This window comes from Kluyvera sp. Awk 3, assembly GCF_028069715.1.
GTDB classification, from domain to species: domain Bacteria; phylum Pseudomonadota; class Gammaproteobacteria; order Enterobacterales; family Enterobacteriaceae; genus Kluyvera; species Kluyvera georgiana_A.
The window spans coordinates 1-1478 of sequence record NZ_JANEWH010000270.1 but is presented as its reverse complement, the minus strand read 5'-3'; the positions used below and the strand labels follow the sequence as shown (position 1 = coordinate 1478).

Genomic DNA, 1478 nt, shown 5'->3' with positions numbered 1-1478 from the left:
CTTTTTTACACGTGGGTTAATTGGAATTTCTATCCTTTCCTGGCTAGCGTATATATGTCTTGGGAACTCTAAGAAATATACCCATGAGTCAATCTTGAGAAAAGATAGAAGACATGCACTAATGTTTGGGCAAGTATTCCTACAAATTTATGGCTCAACATCAACAAAAGAGGATGCTGTGTTAGTATTCAAAGACTGGAATATGTCTGGTAATTCCGCATTTTCTGACAAAACAGAACTCCCTCCGGGAATCCAATCCTTATGGGATTCGGCTAAGGAAAAAATAAAACCAAGTAATCCTGACAAATCACCGGAATGAGGTTTCATGTTTATTTCACAATAATCAAACATTGACCACTGGTCAAACATACAGTTAAATTTAGCCCTCAGACATGAGGGCTTTTTTATGGCAGTACGAAAACTCGACACAGGAAAATGGATTTGTGAATGCTACCCCGCCGGGCGTACTGGGCGACGTGTGCGTAAGCAGTTCGCCACCAAAGGCGAAGCACTGGCTTTTGAGCGCCACACGATGGATGAGACAGAGGCTAAACCCTGGTTGGGTGAATCGGTGGATCGCCGGACTCTGAAAGACGTCGTCGAACTCTGGTTCAAACTGCACGGCAAATCCCTGACCGCTGGCGAACATGTTTACGACAAGTTGATCCTTATGGTCGATGCACTCGGAAACCCTCTAGCTACAGATCTCAGCTCAAAATTATTTGCACATTACCGTGACAAGCGCTTGACGGGCGAAATCTACTTTAGCGAGAAGTGGAAGAAAGGTGCCAGCCCGGTAACTATCAATCTGGAGCAAAGCTATCTGAGTAGCGTTTTTAGCGAACTGGGCCGACTCGGAGAATGGACGGCGCCAAACCCATTGGAAAGCATGCGCAAATTCACGATTGCCGAGAAGGAAATGGCCTGGCTGACGCATGAACAAATCACAGAGCTACTTTATGACTGCCAACGCCAAAGCGCCCTGCTCGCTCTAGTCGTTAAAATCTGCCTCAGTACAGGAGCTCGCTGGCGGGAAGCAGTGAACCTCACGCGCTCTCAAGTCACAAAGTATCGAATCACTTTCGTCAGGACCAAAGGCAAAAAGAACCGCAGCATTCCGATCAGCAAAGAGTTGTATGAGGAAATCATTGCCCTAGACGGCTTCAAACTTTTCACTGACTGCTACTTCCAGTTTTTATCTGTGATGGATAAAACCTCCATCGTGCTTCCCCGAGGACAACTGACTCACGTTCTGCGCCATACGTTTGCAGCGCACTTTATGATGTCAGGTGGAAACATCCTTGCCCTTCAGAAAATCCTGGGCCACCACGACATAAAAATGACAATGCGTTATGCTCATCTTGCACCTGACCATCTTGAGACAGCCCTACGCTTTAATCCCCTGTCGACCATGCCATCTAGCTCAATCGAAAAGAAAGTGAGTTAAATGCCTGCTATGAGACAGGCATATTTATGGT

General features: G+C 46.3%; 1 protein-coding gene and 1 pseudogene. Both read left to right on the top strand.

What is annotated here, in order from left to right; genetic code table 11:
• Window positions 1–319, top strand: a pseudogene (locus NNN71_RS24550) (hypothetical protein); the annotation flags it as partial.
• 87 nt (window positions 320–406) lie between these two features.
• Window positions 407–1447 (top strand): phage integrase, encoded by a 1041-nt coding sequence (locus NNN71_RS25165; RefSeq protein WP_333909591.1) that lies wholly within the window; start codon window positions 407–409, stop codon window positions 1445–1447.
• Window positions 1448–1478 lie beyond the last annotated feature (31 nt).